General features: G+C 45.8%; 16 protein-coding genes and 3 tRNA genes. 12 read left to right on the forward strand and 7 right to left on the reverse strand.

Annotated features, from left to right (window positions below; genetic code table 11):
• The 3 genes from L3N51_RS01720 to L3N51_RS01730 form a co-directional block, all read left to right on the forward strand.
• On the forward strand, window positions 1–977 hold a 977-nt coding region (locus tag L3N51_RS01720; protein WP_238024927.1), incomplete at its 5' end, for a hypothetical protein.
• A 259-nt stretch (window positions 978–1,236) separates the two neighbouring features.
• Window positions 1,237–3,063 carry a thiamine pyrophosphate-dependent enzyme gene (locus tag L3N51_RS01725; protein WP_428846152.1) on the forward strand — a complete coding sequence of 609 codons (1,827 nt, stop codon included), beginning with the start codon at window positions 1,237–1,239 and terminating at the stop codon, window positions 3,061–3,063.
• Window positions 3,051–3,629, forward strand: coding sequence for an indolepyruvate oxidoreductase subunit beta (locus tag L3N51_RS01730; protein ID WP_238024933.1), 579 nt, complete (start codon window positions 3,051–3,053; stop codon window positions 3,627–3,629). Before L3N51_RS01725 ends, L3N51_RS01730 begins: the two co-directional genes overlap by 13 nt.
• 3 nt (window positions 3,630–3,632) lie before the next feature.
• On the opposite strand, the gene L3N51_RS01735 is transcribed toward L3N51_RS01730, so the two are convergent.
• A tRNA-Ala gene (locus L3N51_RS01735) sits at window positions 3,633–3,706 on the reverse strand.
• A 255-nt stretch (window positions 3,707–3,961) separates the two neighbouring features.
• Between L3N51_RS01735 and L3N51_RS01740 the strand changes: the two genes are divergently transcribed.
• Entirely contained in the window at window positions 3,962–4,510 is a 549-nt protein-coding gene (locus L3N51_RS01740; protein ID WP_238024936.1) for a cob(I)yrinic acid a,c-diamide adenosyltransferase, read from the forward strand.
• On the opposite strand, the gene L3N51_RS01745 is transcribed toward L3N51_RS01740, so the two are convergent.
• Window positions 4,511–4,780 carry a hypothetical protein gene (locus L3N51_RS01745; RefSeq protein WP_238024942.1) on the reverse strand — a complete coding sequence of 90 codons (270 nt, stop codon included), beginning with the start codon at window positions 4,778–4,780 and terminating at the stop codon, window positions 4,511–4,513.
• Between the two features lie 372 nt (window positions 4,781–5,152).
• On the opposite strand from L3N51_RS01745, the gene L3N51_RS01750 reads away from it, so the two are divergent.
• A complete protein-coding gene (locus tag L3N51_RS01750; protein WP_238024945.1) occupies window positions 5,153–5,809 on the forward strand; it encodes a P-loop NTPase in 657 nt (218 codons plus the stop codon).
• A gap of 101 nt (window positions 5,810–5,910) precedes the next feature.
• Entirely contained in the window at window positions 5,911–6,348 is a 438-nt protein-coding gene (locus tag L3N51_RS01755) for a phosphate-starvation-inducible PsiE family protein (RefSeq protein WP_255775998.1), read from the forward strand.
• 108 nt (window positions 6,349–6,456) lie between these two features.
• Here the strand turns inward: L3N51_RS01755 and L3N51_RS01760 are convergent.
• Window positions 6,457–6,546: transfer RNA gene (locus L3N51_RS01760), tRNA-Ala, on the reverse strand.
• A 121-nt stretch (window positions 6,547–6,667) separates the two neighbouring features.
• On the opposite strand from L3N51_RS01760, the gene L3N51_RS01765 reads away from it, so the two are divergent.
• On the forward strand, window positions 6,668–7,987 hold the full coding sequence (locus tag L3N51_RS01765; protein WP_238024954.1) for a glycosyltransferase family 4 protein: 1,320 nt from the start codon (window positions 6,668–6,670) through the stop codon (window positions 7,985–7,987).
• A 164-nt stretch (window positions 7,988–8,151) separates the two neighbouring features.
• Window positions 8,152–8,574: a universal stress protein gene (locus L3N51_RS01770; protein ID WP_238024958.1), complete on the forward strand. Its 423-nt coding sequence runs from the start codon at window positions 8,152–8,154 to the stop codon at window positions 8,572–8,574.
• Window positions 8,575–8,670: 96 nt separating this feature from the next.
• On the opposite strand, the gene L3N51_RS01775 is transcribed toward L3N51_RS01770, so the two are convergent.
• Window positions 8,671–9,855 (reverse strand): RNA-guided endonuclease InsQ/TnpB family protein, encoded by a 1,185-nt coding sequence (locus tag L3N51_RS01775; protein ID WP_238024960.1) that lies wholly within the window; start codon window positions 9,853–9,855, stop codon window positions 8,671–8,673.
• Window positions 9,856–9,975: 120 nt separating this feature from the next.
• Here L3N51_RS01775 and L3N51_RS01780 point away from each other — a divergent pair, with 120 nt between their 5' ends.
• The gene (locus L3N51_RS01780) at window positions 9,976–10,329 is read left to right on the forward strand and encodes a hypothetical protein (protein ID WP_238024961.1); all 354 of its coding nucleotides are present in this window, start codon (window positions 9,976–9,978) and stop codon (window positions 10,327–10,329) included.
• Between the two features lie 2 nt (window positions 10,330–10,331).
• Here L3N51_RS01780 and L3N51_RS01785 read toward each other — a convergent pair.
• Window positions 10,332–10,418: transfer RNA gene (locus L3N51_RS01785), tRNA-Thr, on the reverse strand.
• A 646-nt stretch (window positions 10,419–11,064) separates the two neighbouring features.
• Between L3N51_RS01785 and L3N51_RS01790 the strand changes: the two genes are divergently transcribed.
• Complete coding sequence (locus L3N51_RS01790) at window positions 11,065–11,262, forward strand: hypothetical protein (protein WP_238024962.1); 198 nt, start codon at window positions 11,065–11,067, stop codon at window positions 11,260–11,262.
• A gap of 225 nt (window positions 11,263–11,487) precedes the next feature.
• On the opposite strand, the gene L3N51_RS01795 is transcribed toward L3N51_RS01790, so the two are convergent.
• Both L3N51_RS01795 and thrS read right to left on the reverse strand, forming a co-directional pair.
• Window positions 11,488–11,964 (reverse strand): methylated-DNA--[protein]-cysteine S-methyltransferase, encoded by a 477-nt coding sequence (locus L3N51_RS01795; protein WP_238024970.1) that lies wholly within the window; start codon window positions 11,962–11,964, stop codon window positions 11,488–11,490.
• Window positions 11,965–13,590 carry a threonine--tRNA ligase gene (thrS, locus tag L3N51_RS01800; protein WP_238024977.1) on the reverse strand — a complete coding sequence of 542 codons (1,626 nt, stop codon included), beginning with the start codon at window positions 13,588–13,590 and terminating at the stop codon, window positions 11,965–11,967.
• A 45-nt stretch (window positions 13,591–13,635) separates the two neighbouring features.
• Between thrS and L3N51_RS01805 the strand changes: the two genes are divergently transcribed.
• Together L3N51_RS01805 and L3N51_RS01810 are read left to right on the forward strand one after the other, a co-directional pair.
• Window positions 13,636–14,586 carry a UDP-N-acetylglucosamine--N-acetylmuramyl-(pentapeptide) pyrophosphoryl-undecaprenol N-acetylglucosamine transferase gene (locus L3N51_RS01805; RefSeq protein WP_238024979.1) on the forward strand — a complete coding sequence of 317 codons (951 nt, stop codon included), beginning with the start codon at window positions 13,636–13,638 and terminating at the stop codon, window positions 14,584–14,586.
• Complete coding sequence (locus tag L3N51_RS01810) at window positions 14,579–15,244, forward strand: endonuclease III domain-containing protein (protein WP_238024982.1); 666 nt, start codon at window positions 14,579–14,581, stop codon at window positions 15,242–15,244. Before L3N51_RS01805 ends, L3N51_RS01810 begins: the two co-directional genes overlap by 8 nt.

Genomic DNA, 15,244 nt, shown 5'->3' on the forward strand with positions numbered 1-15,244 from the left:
AGTTGAAGGTTCCCCCAACGTGGTACAACCCGGCCCAGTTCAGGGACTGTGGCGGTATCCTGGGACCCGTGTGGAACTTGCTCTCAGGTTACCAGGCGATATTCATGGGGTTGATGACCCAGGCGCCCAATTTAAGAGTGCGGAACAGCATGTTGACGTATAGGGACAAAAAGGGAAATTATAACCTATCCAGGTCAGGCGAAGAGGAAATGAAGTTAGCCTCAGACAACTATCCCTTCGTCTACGAGGGAATAGGGGCCACCCCAGCCAAGCCCATACAGATAGGCAGCCTCTCCATCCCCACCAACATGTACTTCCCCTTCTTCACGTTGAACGGGATGAGCCAGGAGATCGCCTCACTCTGTACCCAAATTATGCCCAAGTATCTATGCGACCTAGGTAAGTCCATTACCAGTATTGGTGACGCCGACCTGGGCGCTCCCATCCTCACCTCCATCGCCTGCGGGAACACGTGTTCAGGTTTCGGGATAGCCGGCCTGGTCTCGGGATACCACATCCTCCAAGGCCTAAACGCGGTCGCGGTGAGGGCAGTGACACCACCTCCCTTCACCTCCTCGGGCGTCATGACCTGGGCAAGAGACCTGGGCCTCGAGCAGGAACTCCTGGCTCTCCTGGACGCCAGGAACCGCTTCAGGAGGGCCCTCTCCGAGCTGGGCTTCCCTCCCTTCATTTCCCTCGCCGCTGCAACCCTGGTTGACTGGATGGACCAGTCCTACGAGCAGGCCCTGGCCTCGGCCAGGGAGATAGCCCAGGAGCTCCAGGCCACCTACAGCAGGCTTGTCCAGGAGCTCTCCGGAAATCCTCCCCCAATCACGGACAGGTTGCTCTACAGGGAGTGGTACGAGCGCAAGCTCAGGGTGGAGAACTGCGCCTCCGAGGCCATCCAGGATCACCCCGACTACTCCTACGACGATCTCGCCGAGATGGTTAACGACTGCGCCTCCACATACGACTAATTTAACCTGTTTCTGACTCCCTTCAACGAGGGTTGGCAAGAGGTTCTTCAGGAAATGTCATAACTACTTTAAGCTATCGTCGCGAAATATCTGGGTCCACATGAGATAGAGGTGGAAAACAAATTACCTGAAGTACTAGTATATTTGTCACTTATCATATTTATCTATCATCATGATGTCATGTAAATACTAAAACCTTTTACACTTAACACAATTAATGGTATTTATCTTTATAAGTTTACATGTAAAGTTTATCATGATAGTTATGTTAGTTGCCAAGCCTAGGTTAATGCTGGGTAATGAGGCTATAGCCTATGGTGCTCTCGCGTCTGGTGTTGCTGTGGCTGCAGGTTATCCGGGCACTCCATCCACCGAGATAATTGAGACACTTATGAGATTCAAGGATGTTTATACTGAATGGAGTTCCAATGAGAAGGTGGCCTTTGAAACCGGATTTGGGGCCGCTATGATGGGTGCCAGGGCACTGGTGACAATGAAACATGTGGGAATGAACGTTGCCTCCGATTCTCTTATGTCATCTTCCTATACAGGTGTATCAGGGGCCCTTGTGGTGGTCTCGGCTGGGGACCCGGGTATGTGGTCTTCGCAGAGCGAGCAGGACACCAGATATTATGGACTCATGGGAATGATTCCAGTGTTTGAGCCCTTTAATCCTCAATCCGCTCATGATCTAACAGTTGAGGCATTTAATCTGAGCTCGCAGGTTGGCCATCCTGTTATCATCTCCACAAATACAAGAATAAGTCATGTCAGGTCACAGGTCAATGTTCTTCCCAAAGGGGAACCTGTGTATGGGAGATTGCAGAAGAACCCGGGAAAGTATTCCCTTGTACCAGAGGTCTCTAGAAAAGACAGGGAGGAACAGCTTAACAGGTGGGAGAAAATCAAGTCGCTCACATCACATCTGGTGGAGTCTCGTGGAGATGGCGATGTTGCGGTGGTAGGAGCTGGAATCTCCTATTCCTATGTCTTGGAGGCCCTGAGAAATCTCGAGATCGAGAAGGTCAGGGTTGTGGGCGTATCCTGCTCTGTGCCCCTGCCGGAGAAAATTCTGGACTACCTAACTGACGTTAAGAGAATACTCGTAATAGAGGAGCTAGACCCTATAGTGGAGAACCAGTTGAAGTCCATGTTGCTTGACCATGGATTGCGCGTCAAGGTTGAGGGAAAGAAACTCACTGGATACATGGGAGAGATGACCCTCGAAAGAGTGTTAAAGGCTGTAGCCACTTTCCTAAACATTGGGGTCGACCCCATAGTTGACTCCCCAACAGTTCCTGAGGATGTTCCCAGAAGACCTCCAGCAATGTGTCCAGGCTGTCCCCATAGATCCAGTTTCTTCTTCCTTAAGAAGGGACTCGCCCTAGGTGGGATTTCAAGCACCTTCTATTCAGGAGATATAGGTTGCTACTCTTTGGGTGTTCTTCCACCCTTTAACGAACAGGACAGCTTAATATCCATGGGTAGTAGCTTGGGAATAGCCAACGGAGTGTATAGATCTACACACGTTATTCCCGTGGCGGTCATTGGAGATTCAACGTTCTTTCACACTGGACTTCCAGCCTTGGCAAACGCTGTGTATAATAAGTTTCCAGTTCTCGTGATAGTCCTAGATAATCGTTCCACTGCCATGACTGGACAGCAAGGGAGTCCATCAACAGTTATTGATATTGCCAGTGCTGCCAAGGGATTAGGAGTTGAGTATGTGGAGGTGGGAGACCCGTTCAGTCCCGCTTTTTCCAGGATTGTGGCCAGGGCCTCTGAATGGGTAAAGAAGAACCTAGCTCCAGCGGTGGTTGTGGCAAAGAGGGCATGTGCACTTGAGGTCTTGGATAGGGTGAAACCCACACAGGTTGCCGTCGTGGATTACGATAAATGCACTGGCTGTACCATCTGTTATGACCACTTTACTTGTCCTGCAATCCTGAAAAGGACTGATAAAAAAGCAGTAATTAACCCGGAAGATTGTATTGGATGTGGTGCCTGCGTACCTGTTTGTCCCTTTAATGCAATTAGACTTGAGGGAGATAAACCGGCAGGATGGGATGAGGCGTGGACAAGCTAAGCGTGTTAATAGCTGGAATAGGAGGTCAGGGCGTCGTCACTGCAGGAAGAATAATAGCTGAGGCTTTTGGTAATAAGGGATACAGGGTATTTGAGGCTGAAACTCACGGTCTATCCCAGAGAGGAGGCGCAGTGAACGTTCATGTCAGAATTGGAAACGTTGAGGCTCCCCTCATACCCCGTGGAGGAGCAGATATAATGATTGCTCTGGAGGCCACAGAGGCGCTAAGGAACATTGAGTATCTTTCAAAATCAGGAGAGATCTTCTTGAACGCATCAGTGAAGCCACCTTCTCTCCCTAAGGTTCAAGAACATGATGCAGAGCAAATACTTGGAAGGCTGAAAGATTGGAAAGTGTATGTTCTGGACTGCAACAAGATAACAGGGAATGCAGGTAAATGCAATACCGCTCTTTTAGGTATAGTATATCAAGCAAGGTTCTCGGAGTACTTAGAGGAAGAGGATTTTCTATCCTTATTAAGAGACCAAAATAATAGGAACTCCTTCCTGGCCGGAGTCAGATATTGGGAAAGGGTCAAGGAACAAGGACTGGCCGTGCAAAAGTGAGAGTGGACCGGCCGGGACTTGAACCCGGGACCTCCTGGGTGCGAACCAGGCACTCTTCCAGGCTGAGCTACCGGCCCACTAAAACTCTTAGTGTTATCAAGTTTTATTTCTTTGGGGGTTAAGGAGGCGGAAGACCCCATCCGCGAGGGTGGGCAGTTCATTTTTACCATCTTCGAGGTTCAAGTTAGTCTCTGGAGGTAGATCTGCGATAGTGGGCATACTTCCTTTAACTTCAACATCCTGATCCCTTCACTCACGGCTCGCATGCCTCTCATTCATCCTTGCGAGGTATCCTACACATATACACTGTTTTTAAATCCCAAGAAAGGAAGATGGATGGCTTCAGCACATTGTCCGGGAAGTGGTATACAGGTACAGGTGATTCAGGGCTTACAAGAATCCCATCTATAGGTCAGGTCTGGAAAGATGACAAGCTAGTGGAGGCACTGGGCAATCTAGATGAATTGAACTCTGTTTTAGGCGTGGTTGCGTCCCTATACCCTAGGTTAAGGGAATTAATTCATGATATACAGAGGGACATTTTTGAGATCTCTTCGGAAATAGCTGGATTTGGTATGGGGTTTGGGAAGTATAAAGTTGAGAAAATTGAAAAACTAATCGAGGTCTATGGCAACCAGCTAGACCCACTGAAGAACTTCGTCTTACCTGGAGGACATATTGCCTCTTCCTTCCTGCATTTAGCTAGGTCCGTCTGCAGGAGGGCAGAAAGGAGTGTAGTAAGTCTGTATAGAGAAAATATAACAAAGGAGGATCATGTAATTTACCTGAATAGATTATCAAGCCTGTTATTCGTGCTTGGGCTTTGGGTCAACAAGGAGACAGGCAATCCGGATGTGATTTGGAAAGGTAAAAGTAAGTGACTAGTTCCCTTCCAAGTTAGGAATAACTATCCTCACCTCAAATCCTTCGTTTCTCAATTTCTCCAGTTCCCTCCTGAGTTTACCCTTTCTCTCAAGCCTTATAATCAAAGGCTCCATGGTGTCCAAATCTGTGGATTTTATGTACTCCACTAGTCTTCCTCGACTCAAAGGAATAATTACTATATCTGCGCTGGTCCTCCTCAAGATAGAGCCTATGTTCATCTTCTGTTCCGTCAGCGTCGCTTTTCTCCAGTTAACAAGTTTGACCATGAGTTACTGTGCCCTGCAGTTCCAAATATTAATATTGTCACTGGATTACGACCGCTATCTCCTTCTAGACAATTGCGGGTGTTACACCTTTAAAAGGCTCCCTAGGGCATTTGGCAGTGAGAAGTTACCTAAAAGATTCCACATTGCCAAGAAGAAAGACAAGAAATACTACAGGATTTAGGCTCATCCACTTGCAAGAATATGGCTGTTTCAAAATTAAATCAGTTCGGAATATTTAGCTTCCATGAGGATAGCATTTTCTTCCACTTCTATTCTTACAAATTCAATGATTCATTTCCATTACGTGCCCATTGAAAGCGGAAATATTTTCTTTGCGAATCACTATAGACCAAGAAAATGATTCGGATTGCTGTGATAGGGGCCAAGGGCGGTGTGGGAAAGTCCACTGTGGCATATGGCATAGCAAAAACATTGTCGTCTAAATATAAGGTGTCAATTATTGATGTTAGTTCATCTAGAACTATATGTAATATCCACGGTATTCGTGGTAGTTTAGAGGACGGTCACGACTATATGGTAGATCAAGGAAACCTAAAGATAGTGTCTATGTCTTCTCAACTTTCCTCCTCATTTAACTTGAGCAAGATAAAGGATACGTACGATGAAATTATCTCAGATACAGACTATTTAATAGTCGACTACGGCGTTCACATATACGACAAGGTGGTTTCTGGAGAGATCCTTGCGTTCTATGATGAGAGGACTGACCCTACACATATTATAGCTGTCAGCAGTCCTCAGGAATTCGTCGTAATGTCCACGGAAAAGATGGTTGAATCATATATTGAATTAGTTAAGACTAGTAATGATTCTGCCAGAGGAGTTTTAGACTATATTGTGATTAACATGGTCAGAGAGAAGGGAAATTTCAGGATTAATATCAAGCCCACATTAGGCATGCTAGTCATACCATTTTACAGAGACCTATCATTTAATGGATTTTGGAACGCCGACATTCCAAGGGAGGTTATAGACATGGCAAACACTATAGAGAATAGAGTTAGATGAAATTCTACTCGCCGGTCAATCCCAAGTAACTAAGCGTAAAGCAGAAGGTATATAGTAAAATAACCAATAATTATTTGAACGGACCAATATTACATGATCCTATGAAAATAATTAGTAGTTCACTCGTCTTTAAATCAGTATCAATAATTGTACAGATTCTTCTCTTGCTTGGTCTGGCTTTTACCATAGCGAGTACTGCTGTTCAGATAGTTGCAGCGTTTCAAGCAGGGTTAATCTATGTCGCATCGGTCATTCTTGAAAATGTACTTTTAATCATCGTTTTCCTTGAGGTCTACTTGAGTGCCCTAGATTTCTTTAGGGGTAAGGGGAGGAGCGTTGTCTATGTTATAGACGCCATGATCTCCTTTGTATCTAGGGAGATCATCATCGAGATACTAGCTCCTCCCTTTAATTATACCGATCTGTTAACGTTTGGAGGTCTTATCGTTGCAGGTTCCCTGGCGAGATACGTCATTTCTAGAAGAACAAGAAAGAAAATCAGAGGGCGACAACTTACAAGGAAAAAAGCAAGGCAATGACTAAAATCTTCAATGGATTTTCATTTCGTATCAAATTTTTAGATTTATTTCCCAATATCCCACAGATAGAATTAGAACATCAACTCTGCCTATTCCGCAACAAGGATGTGGACCGGCCGGGATTTGAACCCGGGGACCTCTCGGTATCCTGCCCATGGGTTGCAAGCCGAGCGCTCTTCCAGGCTGAGCTACCGGCCCACATACTTTATCCTTTCGTTTGACTAAAAATGTTATCGCCAATTCTGTCAAGGTCATTCCTCCCCTATTAATGCGATGTACCCCTCGCACCTTTATAACAGATCATTACGTTAGTTACTGCATGAAAATTGCCATTAATACTCAAACTCCGCCAATTCGTTTCAACTTTACCTATAAGGAACTCTTAGAAAGATATGGAGAAGTTCCAATTCCTCTTGATTTGAGTTCCCTGTCAGAGCAGGACTATCAGATCTCGGTGGGTGGAGTAGCAAGGATGATGATGTCGCTTGTTAAGATCTCTAATTTCGAGAGAAGTAGATGGGTAGCTTTAGGTCCTGGATATCCACCTCAAGTTACATTGGAAGGGATAGAGCTCCACTTCATAGATTTACCTCCCAATCTTCTATCCAGCTACACCAGATTCAAGGAGGGTCTATATAATGAGGCCCACGGACTTTACAGATATAATATCGTTGGATCGGACTATATAGCGTACGCTTCTTATAACTGGTATTCTGCCATAAAGCTTCTTGAGTTCTATTCTGATACCGATGTGTACCTAATCAATGATTTTCAGCAGTTACTGGTTGGTGGGATTATTGGTCCATCAGCGCCAGCAGTTCTTTGGTACCATATTCCTTTCATACCAGAGAGACTGAGCGATAGGGTTAGGGAATTTCTGGTCAGATCATTTGAGGGTTTCGATCTGGTCATATCCAGTACCAAAAGGGACCTAGAGGGACTGGTCAGATCCGGTGTCAAGGTTAAGGTCAGGCAGATATATCCTTTCATAGATCCTTCAGCATACACCCCTGTAAGCAGAAGCGAAGTTGAGTCCGTCTCTGAGAAGTTCGGGATAAAGGACGACGAGAGGATAGTCCTCCTGGTTGGAAGAATGGACCCGATAAAGAGCCAAGATATTGCCATAAAGGCCATAAAGAACACCAACCTGAGGCTGGTTGTGGCAGGAAATGGAAGTTTCACGAGTAAAAACCTAGGACACGATAAGGCCAGCATCTGGGCTAGAAAATTGAGAGACTTAGTAGTCGAGTTGGGAGTTCAGGACAAGGTCATTTTCACTGGATATGTAAGCGATAGGGAGCTAATGGCACTCTACCAGAGAAGTGATGTGGTGACTCTAACTTCTAGAAGCGAAGGCTTTGGGCTTACCATCTGTGAGGCATGGAATTACAAGAAGCCGGTGGTGGTCAGTGAAGGTGCTGGCGTAAGCGAGCTAATCATAAATGGGGTAAATGGCTATACCTTTTCTCCAGATAGGCCTGATCAGATGTCTCAGGCTTTACTTGAGGCCGTCAAGAACTATGACAAGCTAGGCCAAAGGGGTTACGAGACATTAGCCCAATGTTCCGTGCAGACAGCATCGGGAAAAGTCAAGGAAGCTTTAGAGGAAGCTCAAAAGGGATACGTTCATAAGAAGTAACGTGCCTTAAGGGTGAAGATGGTGAGGACTCTTGTTTCATTCCAGGTTTAGGATCATCCAAATGTATGGCGTAGACATTCTTCAGAAGTTAACACTGATACAAGTTTTGGCCTTACTGTATCTTAGTAGAGCTTTAAATGGATCATGCTCCATGTATAATTGAAATGTTCGATTCAATTCTTGTCCCATTCGACGGATCTGAACATTCCAAAAAGGCCCTTCAAGTTGCCATTGATATCGCTAAGAGATACGGTAGCGTGATCTATGTCATAGAGGTAGTAGATGAAGCAGTATTTTACGGCTCAGGTGTGTTGCCTCCTTTAAATGCAGTAAAGGCCATGGAGAAGAAAGCTAAAGATGACATAGATAATGCATTGAAAGAAATAACGAATGCAGGTTTGAAGGGTGTGGGAGAGGCGCTTGAAGGAGACCCTGCCAGCGTCATACTTGATTATGTTCATAAGAACGGTATAAAACTGATAGTTATGGGAAGCAGGGGACTATCAACAATGAAAAGAGTCCTACTTGGCAGTGTCTCAACCAGAGTTGTTCAAGAGTCTAAGGTGCCGGTCTTAGTCATTAAGTGAGCTTATTTAACCCAGGCAAGATTAATTTCATCTAGACAATATTTCTTTACTACATGTTAAATTCAATGAACATCTAGATTAAAATTTGTTTGTGAGCTACCCCGCCCTGAAGGGCGGAGCTTCCTGCTTCATGGATGAGGCTTGCCATAGAGGCCTCATCTCCGCAGGCTCAACGGGTGGCTCCCACCCTGCCCTCCTGAGGAGGTTGAGGGAGGCGTTGAGGTCGCGGTCAAGAACCAGGCCACATTGGCAGGTTATGACGCGGTCAGAGAGGGAGAGGTTATGTCTTCTACCGCACCTGGAGCAGGTCTGAGAGGAGTATGCGGGGTTGACTTCGCGGACCTCTTTACCGTGCTTCTGGAAGACCCATTTAAGGATGAAGGAGAATCTAGAAAAGGAAACGTCGCGGAGATGCCTGTTCAGGGTTCTTGACCCGTCCCTGGTCATCTTCACCACGTTGAGGTCCTCCATTACCAGGACGTCGTAACGCCTGGCCAGGACGTTGGCCAGCTTGTAGTAGAAGTCGGTCTTAGCGTTGATCACCCGTTCCAGGAGTCTGGCGAGACGGAGCCTGGCCTTCTCCCTATTTGAACCCTTCCTCTTTCTGGAGAGAAGCCTGGAGAGAGACCTGTACCTGGATAGGACCCTCTCGAGAAAGCGGGGGTTATCCACGTAGTGGCCGTCTGACGTGACCAGGAGGTGGGAGATGCCTAGGTCGAGTGCAGCGACCTTCCCCGTCCTTTCACTTTCCACGTGAAGGTCTCCCTCCACCAGAAAGGACACGAATAACCTGTTTGTTGGCGTCACCTTCACCGCGACCCTGCTGATCTTGTCTGGAAGTGGTCGATGGGCCAGGACCTTGAACACGCCAAGACCCGAGAGGGAAAGGTGAATCCAGCTCTTCCTCCCTGATCTTGCTGGTCTAGTAGAGAGGATCTTCCATCCCTTCTGTGGATACACCAGGGACCTGTACCTTTCAGGTTTCTTCTCCCTGGGGAACCTGGCCAGCCCCTGGAGAAAGCGATCCCTGGCCTCGCAGTACCTGTCCGCTACGTTCTGGAAGACCTGGGAGAACATGCGTTTATACTCGCGATCCTGCCTTCTTAGGTCAAGGGCTAGTTGCCTTAACTCGGTCCTGTTCAACCACTTCCCATCCCTTTCGTGGAACGCGATGTCTGCATACCTTAAGGTGTTGTACGCCTCGCACAGCAACCTCAACTGGGACTTTAACTCCCTCAACACGTCAGGGGAGGCGTACGCCCTAAACCTTAAGGTATACATTACAATAAAGGTAGTTAGTTCATTTTAAATCTGTTTTGTTTGGACGCGTTCGTTCATCCCCGCCGTTAAACGGCTAGGTTTTCCGAACTTTTATAACCTTTGTCGGGAGAAATCTAACTAATGTTTGATACTCTTCTTCAGATAGCTGATGAGTTGAATAAGGGAAACCTGACCAAGGCTGGGAAGATGATACTTGAACTGGCTAAGGAAGAAGACGATGAGAAAATACTTAGGGTCTCCTCCGAAATCGAGAAAATACTTAGGGATCTAAATTCGAGAGAGTCTGTCCTAGATGATTTTGAAGATGAGGATATGGAATTGAGAAAAATAGAAAAGGAAATGGATGAGTTAAGGATGAGAAAGCTAAAGGTGCTATCCATTTATGTTCTCAGAAAACTTAGTAAGGGGAACCTGATCATAGAGAACATGATCAAGAAGTATCCAACCGCCCAAAGACCTCAGACATACATGTGAGGAGCCGCGGCCGGGATTTGAACCCGGGGCCTCTGCCTGCCCGGGTCTATTACCAGGGCAGCGCTCCAGCCAGGCTGAGCTACCGCGGCACAGTTTAGTAGAGCAAGGAGTAGTTCAAAAATTTTATCTTCTGGGTTCAAAGGGGAAGGATCCTATTCTAAGGTTAGGTGTGGAGATCCTTCAAAGGAAAAATGCTCAAAATGATATAGACTAGGTTTACTGCGGGTCTACTCATTTTGATGAATTAAGGGGCCTTTAACTTGAGATGTGCAACATACCTGACTAAGCCCTATTGCGGTCTATTAGTCTCATCATACGGTCACGTGGGATGGCCACCCGGGACTGAACTCAAGGTCGGCCTTGTAAAGACTAATTTCTCCGTGACCCTACTGCACAGGGTCTTGGATGAATTCCGTCGGACGAAGCATCTGCCATGGGGAGAGAGGTCCGAGCACGGTCAGTAAACCAAGAAGTCTATCTGTGAGGGTGGAGCAGTTTACTCAAGGTCATATTTTAGCGAGTATGAAAAGATACACCGGGAATAAGGATACAAGTAAAGGAAGTTCATCCAATAATGTAAACCAGCTACATAAATCAAAAATTCCACTTTATAGAATAAGTCAATAAGCCTTCCATCGATCTCGTCTCCCATATGATCCCAAAATTTTGAGAGAGTGGGCCAAATCAGATTAGTAACGACCTTCTCTCCCTTCTATATATTTTTCTAAAAATACGATGGAAGTAGAAAATGTAAATCTAATAAGGAAAGTTGTTAATGAACTCATTTCAAGGCTTCCTGAGGATTGTGCCGAAATAGCCAATGAGCACTTCAGTTTAATGTTAGATGAGATAAAAGAGAAGGGGATAGAGAGGGCTACCAAGGATTGGTATATTGGAGAGACCGAGGACGTAGAATACAGTTTTAACCTTTAAAAATAAAATTATATAAGTTAAAGGATTTTTCTACCTTGCATGGAACAATTTTCTCTACCTCGTTCTTGGAAACTCTCAATTAACGATCTTTGGATGCTGGCTAGTAAAAATACTAGCCAGTGTGTAGTACCATAGTGATGTCCACCGGCTAACCGCTCACCCTTATGGATGGGGTCTTCCTCTCCCCCAACCCCCAAAGAGATAAATGGGAAACTTGGTGGCCCACTACTTAGTCGCAATAGAGGACACTTTCCTTAAACTACCTTCCAACTCTAGAAGTCTCCTCTTTAGATCCACACCTCTGGAGTATCCACCTAATCCAGTCTCTGCTACAACCCTATGGCACGGAATCAATAACAAGATTGGGTTTTTAGATAAGGCAACACCTACCGCCCTGGGTGAAGTGCCCACAGCATCTGCGACCTCCTTGTAGGTAGCCACTTCGCCCCATCTTATCTTTCTAACTTGTTTGTAAACTCTCATCCTGAAGCTGTTGGAATTGAGCCTGATAGGTATATCATCAAATTCCGTTCTCTTACCCTGGAAATAATTATCAAATCTTTTAAAAAGATCCCTAAAACTATCGTTGTCTACAAGGCTTTCCTCGGCGCATTTACAGAAATCTAGCATAACTATTTGCTCATCATCTGAAACAACCGTAATAGGGCCCAGAGAGCTAACGTAAGTCCCATACTTTATCATTCATCCAATCCTCTTAATCAGAGTGTTTTCAGCATCTCTATTCTTTATTTCCAGAGATATCTCATCTACAAATTTTGAAAGAGGTACACCCTTAATCTCAACATTTCCTCTGGCCCTTATGGTCACCTTTTCCTCCGAGGCCTCTTTCCTCCCCACTATGAGAAGGTATGGAACTCCGTCATCGTAACCTCTCTTGATTCTCTTCGAGAGAGTCTCACCACTCGGGTCAATCTCTGTCCTGATTCCCCTCTGGAGTAGCACATCTGCTACCTTCCTAGCGTAATCCAAGTTATCCTCGCTTATGGGGAGAACCCTCACCTGAACAGGAGACAGCCAGGTGGGTAGTTTTCCGCGGAAATGCTCAAGAAGTATAGCTATCATCCTGTCCAGCGAACCATATATGGCTCTGTGAACCATTACCGGCCTCTTCTTGCTTCCGTCTTCATTCACGTACTCCAGCTTGAATCTTTCGGGTAGATTGAAATCAACCTGAATGGTTGAGAGTTGCCACCATCTGTTCAAACTGTCCCTGATGTCGAAATCTATTTTGGGTCCGTAAAATGCACCCTCCTTATCCTTAACCACGTAGGGTACATTGAGCTCCTTAAGTACGTCGAGTAGGGCCTTAGTTGCCTTCTCCCATTGCTCATCACTTCCTATGCTTTCATCAGGTCTTGTGCTCAGGTTTATCCTGACGTCCTCTCCTTTGAACCCAAACCTGCCCAGTACGTCAAGCGTCTTCATAACTAGGTTCTTTACCTCATCTTTTAGCTGGTCCTCCCTCAGGAAGATATGACCGTCGTCCTGTGTAAACCCTCTGGTTCTAAGGAGGCCGTAAAGCTCACCCTTTTTCTCCCATCTATAGACGTTACCGAACTCCGAGAACCTGATGGGAAGGTCCCTGTAGCTCCTCACCCTAGATTTGTAAATCAGAATGTGAGCAGGGCAATTCATTGGCTTTATCCCAAGTTCATCATCGTCTTTCTGGAAGATCAACATCTTATCCCTGTAGGTATCGTAGTGACCACTTATCTTCCAGAGGACTGTCCTGAACACGTGGGACGTGTAGACCTCCTGATAACCCATAGATGCGTTAATTTCCCTCATGTAGTTTATCATTTCGTTTCTGATTAGCTGACCCTTAGGATGGAACAGGACTAGACCAGGACCAGATTCCTCGTGGAAGCTGAACAGATCCATCTTTTCCCCTATAATTCGGTGATCGGTCTCAGATGCCTTCTCCAGCCATTGTAGGTAGTCATCCAGCTGTTCCTTGGTCTCAAAGGCTATACCCCTTATTCTCACCAATTGTGTGTTGGCTGAAGGGTGATGTACCGAGATGTTTAAGACCTTAAAGTATCTAGGCTCCCCCGAGGGTATCACATCCCCTTGGAAGCTTATCTGTTTACCGTTATAGATTATCTTTCCGTCCTTTATTTCATATTTGTAATCCTTCCATTGAGCAAACTTCTCAGACTCCTGAAGAGAAAGAGACGAGTCGGACTGAACGTCAATGTAGAAATCCCTCTCTCCTAGGCCTACCTCAACTGGTGCAAGCCCAGCATTATGCATGTTCAACGCCATTATTATTGCTCCCTTTAGCCACAATCCTCTATAGGACTCCATGTTAGCCCTAAATAGGCTAAAAGGGTAAAAATCTTATAGTTTAGCATGAAGAGACTGCTCATCATAGCCAGCGGAGGAGGCCATACTGGATTTGCCAAGGCCATAGCGGAGTACCTCCCCTTTAAGGCAGACTTTGTAATTCCGGAGGGAGATGAGAACTCCAGGAAGCTAGTGAGTCCCTACGCCGGAAAAATATATGAGGTCAGTAAACCAAGGGATCCCAAGGGGTCAAATTACTCCCTTGTTACTAAGGGATTCAGAGCTCTCCACCAATCAATCTCGTTACCCAGATATGACGTGGTTGTTGCCACTGGTTCGAATCACTCAGTTATCCCTTCTCTCTTTCAGAGAGTAAAGGGATCTACTTTGTTCGCCCTGGAGAGTCAAGACAGGATTGTAACTAGAGGAAAGGCAGTTTCTGTTCTCTCGCACTTCTCCAAGGGAGTGTTTCTTCATTGGAAGGAGCAATCATCGCTTTATAGAAACGGAATAGTGGTGGGACCTATTCTTCAAAGGAGGAAATACGATCCAGTAGACGAAGGATATATCTTGGTTACTGCAGGAACAGAGGGTTTCAAGGCTCTCTTTGATAAGATATCCAACCTGGGCCTAACAAACTTGATAATTCAGACCGGAAAGGTATCTCCAGAGCCCTATGCGAAAAAGGGGATCAAGGCCTTCAGTTTTGATCCAGATATTGAAAGGCTGATTGCAGGGGCCTCCGTGATAATAACTCATCAAGGTAAAACGGCCATGGAGTCTGCTGTACTTTATGGTAAACCCACAATTCTAGTATTCAATAGAAGCCTTACTAGGGCAGCTACTTTTGAGGATGTGAAACTTTACTCCGAAATAATAGGAGCAAGGTTTTTAGAGGACCCCTCTACCTGGGATGATGAGAAGTTAGTGGAGGCCATCAACGAGCGTAAAAAACCCAACTCCCATCAACCTGGGACGGAGAAGCTGGTAAAGGTGATCATGGATTATCTTGAATGAACTTGTGGGACTTTTTCAGGAGAACAGGGATATAATAAGAAGTACAGGCTGGGTTATCACTGATCCCAAATCCTATGCGTGGTGGGACGGCTTCGATTCTGCAGACAAAATTGTAATCTCCGCCTTTCTTGTTCAATTGACCAAGTGGGAGTCAGTTAAGAGAGTGATAAGGACACTTGAGGAAAACAGCCTAGCCAAGGTAGAGTCCTTGGCTGACCTTGATCTTCCCTCTCTAGAGACCTACTTCAAGCCCATCAATTTCTATCGAACGAAGGCTAGAAGGGTTATGAGCTTCGCGAGGTTCGTGAAGGAAATGGGAGGTCTTGATAAAGTCCTAGTCCTCGAAAAGAGACCCCTTCTACTGAAACAGGAGGGGGTTGGCGAAGAAACCGCTGATTCCATTCTGTTGTTTGCGGGAAATCAGCCCATTTTCCCCAGCACGGAGTACTCCAGAAGAGTCCTTAGCAGAGTAACAGGGCGAGACATGAGTAAAAGGGAACTTCCGGGATTCGTCTATAGCAATGTTCAACAGGATCTGTACCTGTATAAGATTTTGCATGCAGGTTTAGGCGCTGTTGGAAAAGCTTTTTGTTTACTAACCAAGCCTAAGTGTGATAGATGCTTTCTTAAACAAGTATGCGAATATAATTATAGATAG

Origin of the sequence: Metallosphaera javensis (ex Hofmann et al. 2022) (genome assembly GCF_022064045.1) — an archaeon.
Classification (GTDB): Archaea; Thermoproteota; Thermoprotei_A; order Sulfolobales; family Sulfolobaceae; genus Metallosphaera; species Metallosphaera javensis.